Here is a 15,606-nt window from a genome sequence, read left to right as displayed (position 1 = left end):
GTTTTGGTTTGCTAAGCTGATGTTGTGGTTTGCCAAATAGTTATGGATTGATTAATGCAAGAACTCAAACAGTTTAATGAACAGCGAGCAGAGATTTATTGGTGGTTTTCAAGCTTGTTTTCGAAAGAGCTGACCGAAGACGATCTTATCGCTTATCAAACTCCAGAGGTGAGAGCGTTCATTCATGGCTTAGCCGAAAATGAATCATTAGCAGTGGCGGCCAAACGTTTGATTGACGCCCTGGATAGGTTGCAGCAACGTCCTGACGCGCAACTTGAATTATCAGCAGACTTTTGTGACTTGTTTTTAACTTCGGACAAACATGCAGCTCTGCCCTATGCATCTATTTATCTTGATGAAAACAAACTACTCAACGGCGTTCCCGCGCAGCAGATGACTCAAATTATGTTAGAGCATGGTATTGAAGTGGATAAATGCTTTAATGAGCCCGCCGATCATCTTGCCATCGAGCTCGACTTTATCGGTAATCTAATTATTCGTTCAAACGCATTAGAAATGGAATCGCATTTAGAGTCGGCTCTGACTAAACAAAAATCATTAATTGAACAACACTTGCTTAGTTGGATTCCGCAATTTTCGGCAAACTGTACCAAATATGATGAATTTGGCTTCTATTCTGCGGTGGCCGAGCTATTGGTTAATTTTTGTGAAATTGATTGTCGTTACTTGAGTAATGAGCAATAACCCAGTTATCAAAAATAGATTCACATTATCGTCATAAATGCGTTGTCAGTTTCACGATTTATGGCTAGACTCCCCCGCAATCGTTTGCAGTGGAATTTTGAGCGCAACTTACTCTATAATTCGCCGCATTTTAATAATCATTACTTATATTTACAAGGTCTCCCATGGCAACCATAAAAGACGTCGCTAAACTGGCTGGTGTATCCACCACAACAGTTTCACACGTTATCAATAAAACACGTTTTGTGGCTGAAACAACACAACAACGTGTTATGGAAGCTGTAAAAGAGCTGAACTATGCGCCAAGTGCGGTTGCTCGTAGCTTAAAATGCAACACCACTAGAACTATCGGCATGTTGGTGACTCAATCGACTAACCCCTTCTTTGCCGAAGTGGTCGATGGCGTAGAAAGTTACTGTTACCGTCAAGGCTATACGCTGATCTTATGTAACACTGGCGGACTGTACGAAAAGCAGCGCGATTACATTCGTATGCTTGCCGAAAAGCGCGTAGATGGAATATTAGTAATGTGTTCTGACTTAACCGAAGAGTTGCGTGAAATGCTAGATTCTCACCCAGGCATCCCTAAAGTGGTGATGGATTGGGGTCCAGAATCTTCTTCTGCAGACAAGATCATTGATAACTCAGAAGAAGGTGGCTACCTTGCCACTAAATATCTGGTTGAAAATGGACATACGAAAATTGGCTGCTTGACCGGTCAAACTGAAAAACTTGCTTGTATTGAGCGTATGTCTGGCTACAAAAGAGCATTAGCTCAAGCCAATATCCCGTACAACGATGATTTCATTTTTGAAGGCAACTTTGAGTGTGATACCGCAGTTGAAACGGCTGACAAACTGGTCGCCCTAGCAGAAAGCGAACGCCCTACGGCTATTTTCTGTTTCAACGACATCATGGCGCTAGGCTTGATTAGCCGCCTGACACAACATGGTATTGCTGTTCCTGAGGATATCTCGGTGATTGGTTACGATAATATCGATTTAGCCGGCTATTTTGCGCCGCCTCTAACTACCATACATCAGCCAAAACGTCGCGTAGGTAAAACCGCCTTTGAGATCTTGCTAGAGCGCATTAAAAACAAAGAACACGACCGCCGCATTTTTGAAATGCATCCAGAATTGGTAGAGCGCTCAAGCGTGAGAAACCTAAACGCTAGTTAACGTGACCATTTAACTGAATAAGGCTAGATATCTTAATGATTTCTAGCCTTTTTTATTTGTATCTGCTGAGAATAAATCAAATAAAATACTCAATCGCTGAAAGTTTCCTATTACTGATCCTGTCTCTATACTTACTCTGGATGATAAGGACGCTCTCATGAATAAGAAATTGATAATCGGGCTAATTTTAGTTGCAGCGATTGTATTACTCGGCATCAACTTCGGTCAGTATTTCACCTTAGAAAATGCCAAAGCTCAGCAGTTAGCACTCAATACGCATATTGAAAATAACTTCGTATTATCTGCCGCTATTTACTTTATTGGCTACGTGTTTGTCACTGCATTTTCCATTCCAGGAGCGGCGGTGGTGACTTTACTTGGCGCAGCACTGTTTGGCTTTTGGACGAGCTTATTACTGGTCTCATTTGCCAGCACTATTGGCGCAACCTTAGCCTTTTTAAGCAGTCGCTATTTATTACGTGACTGGGTGCAAGCTAAGTTTGGCTCTAAACTTGAGGCCATTAACAAGGGCGTGGAACGTGATGGGGCCTTTTACCTGTTCTCGTTACGTTTGATTCCTGTGTTCCCGTTTTTCTTGATTAACCTGTTAATGGGGCTTACCCCTATCTCGGTAGTGAAATACTATGTATTTAGCCAACTCGGCATGCTAGCGGGGACTATGGTGTATCTAAATGCCGGGACGCAACTGGCAGAAATAGACAGCTTATCCGGCATTGTTTCGCCTACCGTATTAGCCTCTTTTGCTCTATTGGGTTTATTCCCGCTTATTGCTAAATGGATCATGGGTAAGATTCGACCGCAAAATGGCTCTAGTCCTGCTTAATCATCACAGTCATTGTTTAAGGATATGAATGAAGTTATACGTTGCGCAAAATCCGCCTCAAGCTCATATTTTATGTGAGCTTTTGCGTAGTCATCGCATTCAGGTTGAAGTGCGTGGAGAAGGGTTATTTGGTCTGCAAGGAGAGCTCCCGATGGATGACTCTAGCCTGCCCTACCTCTGGCTAATAGATGAGCACAAGCAACAACAAGCCAAAACCCTGATTGCGGAATTTGAAAATAGACACAATCACAGCCCAGATTGGCGCTGTGATGATTGTGGGGAGATAAATGAAGGCCAGTTTGCCTTATGCTGGCAATGTGGTGCTAGCACCACTGATGAAGCGATATTGATTTAGCTCTGTATTTATTGAGTGCGACATTTAACTTTGTGAGCGGATAAACTCGATAGATTTTTGATTGAACTCTTGCGGTTTTTCCACGTTACACACATGACCGCAACCTTCAATTTCCACCAATTGGCTGTTTTGATGAACCGAGACCATCTCTTTGACCGGTTGGATAAACATATAGTCCTTATCCCCCATTAAATATAGGGTCGGAATATCAAGCTCTTTATCTCTAAAGTAACGCATTAAAGGGTTCACATCTGCCGCGAGTTTAAACCAACGTTTAAACTCTTTTTGGCATAATTTTCTTGCCTCTCGTATAAACATCAAACGAGATTCCACTTGCCCTTTTTGCGGCATCACTATCCAAGCAAACAAGCTATATAACCACATATAAGGGATAATGTTCTTACACAAATCGCCCATTTTCACTAAGATTTGCGAACGCGTATTAAAGCGCGTAATTGCCCCACCAAGCACCATAGACTTAACGCGCTCAGAAGCGAGTTCTGCTAATGTACGTACAATAATGGTACCTAAAGACATGCCGACAAAATGCGCTGATTTGATTTTAAGATGATCCAGAACGTGCAATATATCTTTCGTCACAGCTTCAAAGGTATAGCGCTTACTGATGATATCTTGAAATAAGGTATTGGATTTACCGTGCCCACGTAAATCAACCAATAATACGTTAAAGTGTTCTCGGTACGCTTTAATTTGTTTAAACCAAATTGACGAACTGCCACCCGCACCATGCACAAATACTACCCACTCCTGAGATTCACAGTGTCGGTAAGTTTTATGAAATAGCATTGGATTGGATTCAGCAATAGCGGTCATTGATCACACAAAAGGAAATATAAAGGGATTTGATAATAACATAATTGACCAAAGGCCAGATTGTCCTAGTCGTTGATTTTGTAACAAATAGTGAGTGACAGTGCAAATTGTGCGCCACTAACCGCACAAAGCATCAGCACATCATCAAACAAATCACGATTAAAAATTAAGGGTTCTTTTGGAAAAAGAGCGTTAAGGTTCCAAACTCTATGCCCAACTTCCTGATCGAAGTAAGATTAAACACGTGCCTCTCATCTTGTCGGTATAGCCAATCATCAAAATGAACAACAACCGTAGAATCCCCTCGAGGTAATTCAAAGTCATAACGCCAGCGCAATGCATTACCGACTTCCTCTCCGGTAGCAACGCCCACTATATCATCCGCTTTCCCCTCATAACTGCCATCAGGTAAACGTGTGATCACCCATATACGAGTTGATTGCTCACCATCTGCAAATACAAAATCTTCATGTAGCGTCAATACATTGCCTTGCACGCTTCCCTGTAGTGCCACCTCAAATCGTCGCGTTTGCTTGCCGCTTCTGTCTTGCACCATGCCCCACGCCGTGACACTACCTTCAAAGTAACCAAACAAATCAAAGTTAGGGCCTTCACCTTGATACTCATTCACGTCTGCTGTACATCCCAACATAGACAGGGAAAACACAGTGCTCATCATCAATACTTTCAGTGCTTTTATCATCGTTAATTCAACCCGATCAATTGCTGTCTGTGTTTAGGATATTCGGTGTTTGGCGATAACCAAATCGCTAGAAAAGCATCATTTAACGCTTCATCGCTGATCTCGCCTCGCCATTGCGCTAATCCGTCTTTTTCAATGTATACAAATGCACCTGACAATCCGTCGGTGATGTACACCAACTGATCACCTAGCGCCACGTCAGGATAGATGTTGTTTAATCGGTCAAGCCACTGGGATGATTGCGAGTGGTGATAACCAAGGTGCTCCCACTGCTTTTTGGTCTCTTTAAGCAAATGGTTTTTAGAGATGTTGCGCTCATAAGTAATTGCCAATGCAACAGGATGAGGGGATATATCATTTCCAACTTGGTATTGACCTTTTGGCGAGCGCAGCTCTGAGGTGTACACATCAAAAAACATAAAATCTAAATCAGCTGAACCAACCGTTGGCCATTGGTGCCATTGTTGTAAGGTACTTTTACTGGGCGTGGCAAAGCTTAGTGTACTGATTAGAGCAAGGCCTATGAGCGCCATACCTTTAAAGATTGAGGTTTTAAAGGTATTCGCTTTAAAGAATAGGGGTTTAATTTGGACGAGTCTCATGTGGTTTTACTCCATGGCGCCGTTTTTCCAACACGTTTAAGGAGTAGATAATCAATGCAAAAACCAATGCCCATTCCAATGTAATAATCACGAAAGTCATTGTATTTGAGTATGGCCATTGCACCGCACCTAATTGCAAACCTGCAAAATAACTGGCAGCAGCTCCTAACGCTCCAACCATACATACGATGGCAAACGGAAAACGGATCAAAAGAGTGCGCATATGATAGGCATACCAAGCAAAACTAATCCATAGCAGCGCTAGCCACAGTGGAATCCCTGCTGTTGGTGTAGAAGAAAACACAAATAACCCTGTGAAACCATGCATCACATCCATCGCAACGCCTACGCTAACAATCATAAAGAGCCAGCTCAGCGGTATGCCGCGATAACGATAGGACCATACGACCGTTGCAATAACGCCGACCAGTAACAATAGTTGCGTGCTTTGTTGCCCTATTACGGCTAAAAACCACAAGCATTGAAACCAAACAGAAATCAGTAGAAGTTGCTTATTCATCATAAACCTCATTGCCTAGCAATTTACGCAGGACATCTAAAGGTAAGGTGTACGGTGCTAATTCGGCGAGCTAGGAAACCGCCCTCGCAATAGCACAAATAGTAACGCCACATACGCATGAAACGTTCGTCGTAACCAAGCTCTGACAACTCTCGTTCAGCAAGCTCAAAGCGATGTAACCACTCTCTTAAAGTGCGCGCATAATCCAAACCAATGTCATGCAGATCGTGCACTACCAATTGGCTATGTTGGGTAGTTTGCTGTAATAGATGCGAAACCGAAGGCAAGAAACCACCGGGGAAAATATACTTTTGAATAAAGTCGACACCTTTGCTGTATGACTCAAATCTCTGATCAGCAATGGTGATCGCTTGAATTGCCATCAAACCGCCGGGTTTAAGCAATGCTTGGCATTTTTGGATATAAGAAGGTAAATACTCACGCCCAACCGCCTCAATCATTTCAATGGAGACGAGCTTGTCGTATTGCCCTTCTAAATCACGATAATCTTGTTGCAGCAGGGTGATTTTATCGGTTAGACCTGCTTGCTGTATTTGTTGTTTGGCATACAAAAACTGCTCTTGGGAAATGGTGGTGGTGGTTACTTGACAGCCATAGGTTTGCGCCATGTATATCGCCATGCCTCCCCAACCAGTGCCAATCTCAATCACACTATCGTCAGCACAAAGCTGCAATTGTTGGCACAATCTTTCCATTTTATTAATTTGCGCTTGCTCTAAACTGTCTTCTGGGTTGTGGTAAACAGCAGAGGAATACAGCATATTTTTATCCAAGAAACGCTGATATAACTCATTGCCTAAATCGTAATGCGCACTAATGTTTTTCTTCGAATTTGATTGAGTGTTGCGATTAAGCCAATGTCCTAACTTATAAGCTAAACGCGTTAACATATTTTGCTTGCTGTTCATGTCATCCAGAGCATTAAGGTTAAGCGCCATTATTTTCATTACTGCCGTCAAATCAACGCTTTGCCACCAACCATCCATATAGGCTTCGGCGGCAGCAATACTTCCGCCACTTAACATTCGAGAATAAAAGTCTGGATGCAACACTTCGATACTGCCGTTTAGCGACTGCGATGGCTGACCAAATTTATGCTCTGATGAGTAAGAATCAAAGCGCTCATTGATGGTTAAATGGCCATGCTTTAAATTCTGAAGCTGCTTAAATAGCATCGCTCTGGCTGAACGCTGCAATGGTGAGAATTCCTTTTCGATCACTAAAGATTGAGAGTTGTACATTACAAAAAGCCTCCTGCTTCATCTTTTACTTATTTTTGGCCGGATGCGGGTATAAAGGAACTTTCTTCATCCACAATTTAAAGGCGTGCCAATAAATACCGATAACTACTTTTACTGCCATTATTGGCGTTGAGATCAATTGTTTGAGTAAATTTTTTGAATTAAAAGTCTGTGCTTTCATGGACAGTGTTGCGTCGAACTCTTTACCTTCTCGATGGCACTCTAAATGCACCATCAATTTTTTAGATAAGGGTTTTAGTTTCCATACATATTGTTGGTCAATAGGATTAAACGGCGACACATGAAAGGCTTTATCGTGTTGCCAATTCTCTCCGTGCTCACCTTCATTGGCATCAACGGCGTAATAATGATGTTCATTCCACGGCGTATTGCTCACTTCTGCCAGCAAGGTTCTCCATTGCCCCTTATCATCAAATACATAATAAAAATTCACTGGACTAAAATAGAGCCCCAAATAACGAAGATGCACCACTGCAATCACTTTGCCAGTATGTCGCTCTCCGGTCAGTGCAAATACTTTATCTTGCACCGCTTTTTTTAGGCAGCCTGTCCCTAGATAATCAGCACGGGAAAATCTCGCCCAATGCCACCAACGCTCACCAAAGCCCCATACCGACTTTTTTAAACAAGTCAGTTCATCCAAATCAATGCTGGGCATAAACAAAGGGTAATTAAGTGCGTGTTTTACTGGCGAAAAACGTCTATGTCGTACCTCGCCAACCATGATTGAGCTGTTTATAGCGTGCTCTTTTGCAGAATGGTTAATTGAGGCTTGACTCATGCAGCGCCCTTTTGAGCCATAATCACGGGTGTTACTGGCGCGATTTTGTCAATTTCTCGAACCACATTCAAAGCGCTAACTACACCATCTTCATGAAAGCCATTACGCCAATATGCGCCGCAAAACCAAGTATTATTTTGACCTTGCACTTCTGCGCTACGCTGCTGCGCGGCAATAGATTCACGAGTGAAAACGGGATGGTGATACACGAAAGATTTTAAGATCTTGTCTTTATCAATATTAGGACTGTTATTTAACGAAACACAGAAAGTATGCTGTGACTGAATATGCTGCAGTATATTCATGTCATACGTTAAAGTCGGTAGACGAGCTTCTTGATCGCTTGCTCCTTCTAAGTAGTAATTCCAAGATGCCCACGCTTTAGTGCGCTTAGGTAATAGGCGAGTGTCGGTGTGTAATACCACCTCATTGGCTTGATAGGTCATAGCCCCTAAAATATCGGATTCAGTGGCTGTGCTCTCTTCACCTAAAATGCGTAATGCTTGGTCGCTATGACAGGCAAAAATAACCTGATCAAAATGCTGATATTGCCCTTTGACTAAAATACTCACCCCGCTGTCACTTCTTAGTACTTTCTCAACCGGCGAATTAAGGTGAATCTTGTCTGCAAAACCTGCAATTAACGGCTTAATATACGCCCTAGAGCCGCCGTCGATCACATACCACTGCGGGCGATTTTTAATATCCAACAAACCATGATTTAAGAAAAAGCGTAGGAAGAATGACAATGGAAATGCGCGCATATCCGCAAGGGTAGACGACCAAATCGCCGCGCCCATTGGCAAGATGTAATTCTCACAAAAATAATCGCTGAATTGATGCTGATTTAGAAAATCGCCTAAAGTATCATCTTGCACTGAGTCATCAGCAGCAAACGCTTTCGCTAATTTATTAAAGCGCAAAATCTCCAAGATAAAGCGGTAAAATTTAGGGTTCAACCAATTACGTTTTTGCGCAAACAGGTTCGAAATACCGTGTCCGTTGTACTCCAAACCATTGCTGTCATTACGCACACTAAAGCTCATTTCAGTGGGATTACCCGGCACACCAATTTCATTCATCATTTTAATGAAATTAGGATAGGTTCTGTCGTTATAAACAATAAACCCTGTATCCACGCTATAGGGCTTTCCATCCACTTCAACATCCACAGTTGCTGTGTGCCCGCCAATATAATGGTTGGCTTCAAACAAAGTCACATCATGAGTTTTATGTAAGTGGTAACCACAGGTTAAACCGGAGATCCCAGTGCCAATAATTGCAATTTTCATTCGGCATTATCCTTAATTAATTTGCTTGAGAGGCGTTGCTGTATTGAGTACGGCAAGCTGCCAAGTAGTCTTAAAATCCATGTAAAACGTTTCGGGAAATAAATGTGGGCTTTTTTATCCGCAATGCCCTTTTGAATCGCTTTGGAGGCTTGTTCTGCGCTGATCATCATCGGCATTGGAAAATCATTTTTGTCGGTAAGAGGTGTTTTAACAAATCCGGGAAAAACCGTACTAACCAAAATACCTTTTTTGGATAAATCGAGTGCCAGCGTCCTGGCTAAATAACTGACCGCGGCTTTAGAGGCGCCATATGCTTCGGCTCTCGGTAGCGCTAATTCACTGGCAATCGAACCCATCACCACCAAATGTTGACCTGCTGTAAAGTGGTGTTGCGCGGCTTCTATCGTATTGGCAAGGCCCACAACATTAATCTGCATGACTCTTGCCACCAGCGCGGCGTCCATCACGCCATCATCAATATATTCACAGCTTCCTGCGTTTAATATCCAAGTACGGGGAACGGGATCAAGAGATTTGAGTGTTTCTTTGCAGGCGGCTAAGTCGGTAATATCGAAGTTAAGAGGGACTACATGGCTACCAAGCTCAGCAAGTGCTGCCAATTTGGCTTGGTTTTGACCACAGACGTAGACCACAGGCATTTGTACTTCACTTTCTAAAGAATGGCTCGATGCATACAATTTTGCATAGTCGTAAGCCAGTTGCTCTCCTATGCCGGAGGTGGCGCCAGTAATAAGAATCGGGCTCATAACTCACCCATACGCTTTTTAATGGCCTTTACCACTGAGCCCAGAATAGGCAAGTTTTCATACAGCATTTCACCCATATCAAAATAATCTCTGTGGTGGATGATCTTGCCGTCACTAAACTGCAAGTGACTAATGCCTTTAACGGCCACCTCACTGCCGCCTTTTAATTTAGGGTGACGTAAACGCATGGTCCAAATAATAAAACCCGCTTCGCCAGCTTGATGCTTACTCTCAATCTCAAAGCGACAATCAATCACATTTTGATAAAGATTCTCAAAATATAACGATAAAGCTTCCCAGCCATTTAATTTATGTACGGCATCTTCAAAGATGACATCTTGGTGATAAATTTGAGTTAAATCACTTAACGTCTCTTTGGTCAGTTTTTGGTATACATCTGCTACGCTATCAATGCTCATTGTCTATTCCTAATAACCGTTATAGGGAGTCCGTTCCTATCAGCTTAATACCTAATCTGTGACCACTTTATGGGAGCGCTCAATTTAAAGGTAGAGTATCTTTCTCTCCTTAACTACGTGATTTAAGTGAATTAAGATCAAAAAAAGCTCAGTTTTAACGCCAAGCTTTCTCGTTATTTTTTTTAAATACTCAAAGATCAGAAATTTTGAGTATTTCTCAACGCTTCAATGCGCTTATCTAATGGTGGGTGTGACATTAGAAGCTCTGTCAGTGAGCGTTTACCATTGATACCAAATGCCATCATAGAACCTTCAAGTTGAGGCTCGTGGCTGGTTTTTAGTCGTTCAAGAGCGGCAATCATTTTATGTTTACCGACCAATTCAGCTGCGCCTGCATCGGCATGGAATTCACGTTTACGGCTGTACCACATAGTGATAAAGCTCGCCAAAAAGCCAAACACCAGCTCTAACGCCATAGATACGCCAAAGTAAACCATCATGTTAGAGCCGCCTTCCCCTTCGTCGTTATTGTTATTGGCCACAATGTTGGCAATAAAACGAGAAAGGAAGATAACAAAGGTGTTCACCACGCCTTGCATTAAGGTCATAGTGATCATGTCGCCATTTGCGATGTGGCTGACTTCGTGAGCCAATACCGCTTCGGCTTCATCTTGAGTCATGCTGTTTAGCAATCCAGTGGACACCGCTACCAATGAATCATCACGCTTTGCGCCTGTCGCAAAAGCATTGATATCCGGCGCGTCATAAATCGCAACCGTTGGCATGCCAATCCCCGCTTGTTGCGCTTGGCGAGATACGGTTTCTATTAACCAATGCTCAGTTTGATTACGAGGGCTTTCGATAACTTGTCCACCCACAGAGCGAAGCGCCATGCCTTTGGACATCATCAAAGAAATAATAGACCCGCCAAAACCAAATACAGCAGCCAACACAAGCAAACCTGAAAGGCTACCAGATTGAATTCCGGTAAAGGCATACACAAGGTTTAACACCACACTCAATACTGCAATTACAGCAAGGTTGGTAAGTAAAAATAACGCTACGCGCTTCATCTGAGTTCTCCAAGTAAGAAGCTAAATCTATGTAATTATTAGGGTCAATCGATATTGTAGACAAAGAAAACGACTCTTTGTTCCCACGTGAGTGCTAGCGACTGATCGCTTAGGTAGCAACAACCCCTTATCAGAGCATTGTATACAGGAGCACCGGTCACGCAAACTTAATAGCAGTAACAAATTGCTACAATAATGAGACTTTAAGCTAAAGTTGACGCATTTTTTATCGAAGTATCTTGCTTAAAATCAATGAACGAGTATAAATATTAAGCATAGAATAAATAGATTTAACTATTTTTTAACAAAGGGAGTTGATTATGATGGATAGTTCAAATCATGAAATGGCAGTAGATATGCTTCGTTGTCATCTAGGGATGAGTAAACAAGAGGCATTAGAAGAGCTTGGACTAGAGGATATGCCTAGCATTGACCAACAAGTGGTCAATAGTCAATCTCAAGTCGCCAATGACGCTTAGTCCTGACTCTGTTCAATAAAAACGCCCAATAATGGGCGTTTTTTTGTTGAGTCGACATTAATTACATAATGGCATCAAGGTTGATGTATTCGCTAATGTCCTTTTTCTTCACACTGCGCATGTAAGGGATCTCTCCCACTTTTGGTGCGCCAATTTGTGCTTCTAAAAAGGCAATAATGTCTTGATAGTGCTCTTCACAAGGGTTAATACGGTTTGCTACCCAACCCACAACGTCTAAGCCGTCGTTGCGAATGGCTTCAGCCGTTAACACTGCATGGTTTAGACAGCCAAGTTTCACGCCCACCACCAAAATAACAGGCAGTTTTTCAGTTACAGCCCACTGTGAAAGATAACGGTCAGCGCTGATAGGCACACGCCAGCCGCCCGCACCTTCTACTAATACCACTTCGGCATTTTGTTGATGTTGATGAAGCTTTTGCGAAAGAAATTCAGTATCGATTTCGATGTTATCAATCTCAGCTGCAATATGCGGTGAAGCAGGTGTCAACAAGGCGACGGGATTAACTTCTTCATACGGTAAATCGACAGTGGCAGCCGCTTGCAAATACAGTGCATCTGAATTTCTCAGACCTTGCTCTGTTTCTTCGCAACCTGCGGCAATGGGCTTATAGCCAATAGTGGAAAGCCCTCTGGCTTGAAATGCTTGTAGTAAACCTCTTGAGACAACGGTTTTACCTACATCGGTATCTGTACCTGCAACGAAAAATGTCTTCTTCATTTCTTTATTAACCCTAGGCAAACACGATAAGTTGCCGGTAATTTGAGATTATCTTGAAACAGACTTTGATACGCATCTTCTACTTTAATCAGCGCACTTCTCTTGGTTAACCCTTGAGAGCGCCCATCCAGTTGGGTTGCGCCTATGCCTTTAAGATCTTTCATCAAGCTAAACGCACTGTCGTACCAATATGTCATTTTGATCGAGTCTACTTGATATCGATTACCATTCGCTTGAGCTAACGCAATATTTATCGCATTTTCAGAAATGAACTCTTTGACATGCTGGTGATTATCCACACATTGCCACGCTTCTTTTAATTCAAACAAGGAGCCTTCCGCCAATGTCGAAAACAGCACTTCACCACCTTTTTTACAAACTCGGAGCAGTTCAGTTGCCGGAACACTCAAATCACTGCACCACTGCAAGGCTAAGCTTGAGACCACGTAATCAAAGTGATTATCCGCAAATGGCAAGGCTTCGGCATCACCTAAACAATAAGTCGCTCGCGCTTGGCAACGTAAACGCGCCTGTTGCAACATCTGTGAAGAGAGATCAAGAGCCACCACCTGCGCCCCACGTGCTAGCAGTTTTTCAGTAAAGTAGCCGGTGCCGCACCCAACATCTAAGATGCGCATACCCGTCAGGCAAAGTGGTAATTTTTGTAATAGTTTCTCTATCACATCTCTTTGCAACTTGGCGTGCTTGTCATAATGTGTGGCGGCTCGACCAAACGCATAAGCAATGGCCGATTTGTCTGCGCTAAGATTCAAACATCCCTGTTCTGACATCATAGTGAGTCCTCATTGGGATACTGCTTTTCAAAGCGTTCAATCACTTCGGCAAGTCCCTTGATCTGATGGGGCTGATGCTTTGCTGATAAGGTAATGCGAATTCGCGCACTGCCTTGTGGCACTGTAGGCGGGCGAATGGCTGTTGTCCAAAAGCCCTGTTCACGTAAGTATTGCGCAAGGTGCATCGCTCGATTCGATGAGCCAACCAAGTAAGGCTTAATCGGCGTGCTTGTCGCAATATATCCCGGAAGATGTCCAAGGTATTCGGTATAACTGTTTTGCAGATTGGCTAAAGCGGTATGACGCCATGCTTGTGTTTGGATTAACTGGATAGAATGGTCAATCGCCACAGCTTGCGCCGCAGGCATCGCCGTCGAGTACACAAAATGGCGTGCATATTGATACAGGTACTCACCCGTTTGTGCGTCGCATAAAATGGCCGCGCCTTGCACGCCCACCGCTTTACCAAAGGTGACCACTAAGATATTCGGTTTTACGCCCAAGGCATGACAACTGCCACGACCTTGCGCGCCTAATACGCCAATGCCGTGCGCATCATCGACCATCAGCCAAGAGTTGTGCTGCTGACAAAGCGTTGCGATGTCATCCAGAGGAGCGGTATCGCCATCCATGCTAAACACCCCTTCCGTCACCACTAAGCTACTGCCATTTTTTTCTAATAAAGTACGCAGTTTATCAGTGTTGTTATGGGGAAAACGCTGCATCTTAGCTGGGCTTAACATGCCCGCTTCCATTAATGAGGCGTGATTGAGCTTGTCTTGCAATAAAGTGTCGTTCTTTTCTAACAAGGTAAATAGCGCCGCTTGATTGGCGCTAAATCCAGAGTTAAACAGCACGGCTTGCTCGTAACCTAACCACTGGCATAAACTCTGTTGCAATGCTTGGTGAGCCAATGAATGCCCAGTGACCATTGGCGACGCAGCGCTGCCTACGCCGTAATCATCAATGGCCAATTTCCAGACACTTTTGATGCTCTCGTCACTCGCAAGCCCTAAATAATCATTGCTAGAGAAATTAACAAACGCTTTATCATCGGTAATGATTTGCTCGGTATTGCCTCCGGCAACAGGGTTTAACGTTCGCAGAAGGCCCTGCTCTTTACGCAGTTGCAGTGCCTCATCTATACGAGACTCAAACGGTAGCATCGTAGAATAAGTCATCTTTTGTTGGTCTGGCTGCCACGCGCTCGTTCACTTGCTCAAGCAAATCTTGCTCTTGAATTTCATCCGGCTTTTGACTGGTAGCAATGGTATTAATGCCAAGCTTTTTAAACAGCTGCATGTCGCTGTCTTCATCTGGGTTTGGCGTAGTCAGCAACTTACAACCGTAAAAGATGGAGTTTGCGCCCGCCATAAAGCACAGCGCTTGCATTTGCTCGTTCATGCTTTCACGGCCTGCTGAAAGACGTACCGCCGATTGCGGCATAATGATGCGAGCAATCGCGATAAGTTTGATAAATTCAAATGGGTCGACATCTTCCACGTTTTCCAGTGGCGTGCCTTTGACTTTCACTAGCATATTAATTGGCACACTTTCAGGGTGCACAGGTAAATTGGCGAGCTCCACTAACAGCCCTGCGCGATCGGCTGAACCTTCACCCAAACCAATAATGCCACCAGAACAGATTTTCATTCCGGCATCACGCACATGAGAGAGCGTGTCTAAACGGTCTTGATAAGTGCGAGTGGTAATGATGTTGCCGTAATATTCTGGAGAAGTATCCAAGTTATGATTGTAATAATCAAGGCCAGCGGTGGAGAGCTCAGAGGCTTGCTCTGGGGTTAACATGCCTAGCGTCATACAGGTTTCTAAGCCCATAGATTTCACGCCTTTGATCATGTCCGTCAATAACGGCATATCTCGCGCTTTTGGGTTTTTCCATGCTGCGCCCATACAAAAACGCGTTGAACCGGAGTTTTTTGCTTTCTCAGCGGCTTCAAGCACTCGCTCAACTTCCATCAAACGCTCTTTATCAACGTCAGTGCGGTAATGGGCACTTTGCGGACAATACTTACAATCTTCAGGGCAAGCGCCTGTTTTTATTGAAAGTAAGGTACTGACCTGCACATAGTTATGTTGCTGGTGCTTTCGGTGAACGGTCTGCGCTTGATAGAGCAAATCCATAAAAGGGAGATTAAGTAATTGTTGGACCTCTGCAACTGTCCAATCATGGCGAACTTCCACGCTGTTATCCTTTTGGGCTGTTTTGATGCT

The 15,606-nt window shown here is 43.5% G+C and carries 19 protein-coding genes; 5 read left to right on the top strand and 14 right to left on the bottom strand.

Going from position 1 to position 15,606, the window contains the following annotated elements:
- Window positions 1-54: 54 nt before the first annotated feature.
- The 4 genes from torD (at window position 55) to VHA01S_RS06790 (ending at window position 3,085) form a co-directional block, all read left to right on the top strand.
- Entirely contained in the window at window positions 55-705 is a 651-nt protein-coding gene (torD, locus tag VHA01S_RS06805; protein ID WP_023403618.1) for a molecular chaperone TorD, read from the top strand.
- 164 nt (window positions 706-869) lie between these two features.
- Window positions 870-1,886, top strand: coding sequence for an HTH-type transcriptional repressor PurR (purR, locus tag VHA01S_RS06800; RefSeq protein ID WP_023403617.1), 1,017 nt, complete (start codon window positions 870-872; stop codon window positions 1,884-1,886).
- Window positions 1,887-2,043: 157 nt separating this feature from the next.
- Window positions 2,044-2,730, top strand: a complete 687-nt coding sequence (locus tag VHA01S_RS06795) for a TVP38/TMEM64 family protein (protein ID WP_023403616.1) — start codon at window positions 2,044-2,046, stop codon at window positions 2,728-2,730.
- 28 nt (window positions 2,731-2,758) lie between these two features.
- A complete protein-coding gene (locus VHA01S_RS06790; protein WP_023403615.1) occupies window positions 2,759-3,085 on the top strand; it encodes a putative signal transducing protein in 327 nt (108 codons plus the stop codon).
- A gap of 24 nt (window positions 3,086-3,109) precedes the next feature.
- Here VHA01S_RS06790 and VHA01S_RS06785 read toward each other — a convergent pair whose 3' ends face one another.
- The 10 genes from VHA01S_RS06785 to htpX all read right to left on the bottom strand — a co-directional run bounded on the left by VHA01S_RS06785 (window position 3,110) and on the right by htpX (window position 11,359).
- Window positions 3,110-3,919 (bottom strand): alpha/beta fold hydrolase, encoded by an 810-nt coding sequence (locus VHA01S_RS06785; protein WP_023403614.1) that lies wholly within the window; start codon window positions 3,917-3,919, stop codon window positions 3,110-3,112.
- A gap of 166 nt (window positions 3,920-4,085) precedes the next feature.
- Window positions 4,086-4,622, bottom strand: a complete 537-nt coding sequence (locus VHA01S_RS06780; RefSeq protein ID WP_023403613.1) for a DUF3833 domain-containing protein — start codon at window positions 4,620-4,622, stop codon at window positions 4,086-4,088.
- Between the two features lie 2 nt (window positions 4,623-4,624).
- Window positions 4,625-5,224, bottom strand: a complete 600-nt coding sequence (locus tag VHA01S_RS06775) for a hypothetical protein (RefSeq protein ID WP_023403612.1) — start codon at window positions 5,222-5,224, stop codon at window positions 4,625-4,627.
- Entirely contained in the window at window positions 5,205-5,747 is a 543-nt protein-coding gene (locus VHA01S_RS06770; RefSeq protein ID WP_240432733.1) for a DUF2878 domain-containing protein, read from the bottom strand. Before VHA01S_RS06770 ends, VHA01S_RS06775 begins: the two co-directional genes overlap by 20 nt.
- A gap of 20 nt (window positions 5,748-5,767) precedes the next feature.
- Window positions 5,768-7,006, bottom strand: a complete 1,239-nt coding sequence (locus tag VHA01S_RS06765; protein WP_023403610.1) for an SAM-dependent methyltransferase — start codon at window positions 7,004-7,006, stop codon at window positions 5,768-5,770.
- A 25-nt stretch (window positions 7,007-7,031) separates the two neighbouring features.
- On the bottom strand, window positions 7,032-7,808 hold the full coding sequence (locus VHA01S_RS06760) for a DUF1365 domain-containing protein (RefSeq protein ID WP_023403609.1): 777 nt from the start codon (window positions 7,806-7,808) through the stop codon (window positions 7,032-7,034).
- A complete protein-coding gene (locus VHA01S_RS06755; RefSeq protein ID WP_023403608.1) occupies window positions 7,805-9,100 on the bottom strand; it encodes an NAD(P)/FAD-dependent oxidoreductase in 1,296 nt (431 codons plus the stop codon). Before VHA01S_RS06755 ends, VHA01S_RS06760 begins: the two co-directional genes overlap by 4 nt.
- Window positions 9,097-9,867, bottom strand: a complete 771-nt coding sequence (locus tag VHA01S_RS06750) for an SDR family NAD(P)-dependent oxidoreductase (RefSeq protein ID WP_023403607.1) — start codon at window positions 9,865-9,867, stop codon at window positions 9,097-9,099. Before VHA01S_RS06750 ends, VHA01S_RS06755 begins: the two co-directional genes overlap by 4 nt.
- Window positions 9,864-10,286 (bottom strand): nuclear transport factor 2 family protein, encoded by a 423-nt coding sequence (locus tag VHA01S_RS06745; RefSeq protein ID WP_023403606.1) that lies wholly within the window; start codon window positions 10,284-10,286, stop codon window positions 9,864-9,866. Before VHA01S_RS06745 ends, VHA01S_RS06750 begins: the two co-directional genes overlap by 4 nt.
- Window positions 10,287-10,483: 197 nt before the next feature.
- Window positions 10,484-11,359 carry a protease HtpX gene (gene htpX / locus VHA01S_RS06740; protein WP_023403605.1) on the bottom strand — a complete coding sequence of 292 codons (876 nt, stop codon included), beginning with the start codon at window positions 11,357-11,359 and terminating at the stop codon, window positions 10,484-10,486.
- A 320-nt stretch (window positions 11,360-11,679) separates the two neighbouring features.
- Here htpX and VHA01S_RS18465 point away from each other — a divergent pair, with 320 nt between their 5' ends.
- Entirely contained in the window at window positions 11,680-11,838 is a 159-nt protein-coding gene (locus tag VHA01S_RS18465; protein ID WP_023403604.1) for a hypothetical protein, read from the top strand.
- 61 nt (window positions 11,839-11,899) lie between these two features.
- Here the strand turns inward: VHA01S_RS18465 and bioD are convergent, their stop codons facing one another.
- Genes bioD through bioB form a run of 4 tightly spaced genes read right to left on the bottom strand, consistent with a single transcriptional unit; the run spans window position 11,900 to window position 15,576 of the window.
- Complete coding sequence (gene bioD, locus VHA01S_RS06735) at window positions 11,900-12,577, bottom strand: dethiobiotin synthase (RefSeq protein ID WP_023403603.1); 678 nt, start codon at window positions 12,575-12,577, stop codon at window positions 11,900-11,902.
- On the bottom strand, window positions 12,574-13,368 hold the full coding sequence (bioC, locus tag VHA01S_RS06730) for a malonyl-ACP O-methyltransferase BioC (protein ID WP_039970357.1): 795 nt from the start codon (window positions 13,366-13,368) through the stop codon (window positions 12,574-12,576). The genes bioD and bioC overlap by 4 nt, the downstream gene beginning before the upstream one ends.
- The gene (bioF, locus tag VHA01S_RS06725; protein WP_373277885.1) at window positions 13,368-14,552 is read right to left on the bottom strand and encodes an 8-amino-7-oxononanoate synthase; all 1,185 of its coding nucleotides are present in this window, start codon (window positions 14,550-14,552) and stop codon (window positions 13,368-13,370) included. Before bioF ends, bioC begins: the two co-directional genes overlap by 1 nt.
- Window positions 14,524-15,576 (bottom strand): biotin synthase BioB, encoded by a 1,053-nt coding sequence (gene bioB / locus VHA01S_RS06720; protein WP_023403600.1) that lies wholly within the window; start codon window positions 15,574-15,576, stop codon window positions 14,524-14,526. Before bioB ends, bioF begins: the two co-directional genes overlap by 29 nt.
- Window positions 15,577-15,606: the final 30 nt, after the last annotated feature.

It is taken from the genome of Vibrio halioticoli NBRC 102217, assembly GCF_000496695.1.
GTDB lineage: Bacteria > Pseudomonadota > Gammaproteobacteria > Enterobacterales > Vibrionaceae > Vibrio > Vibrio halioticoli.
Note: the sequence above shows the minus strand (reverse complement) of the source record. Positions and strands in the feature narration are given on the sequence as shown.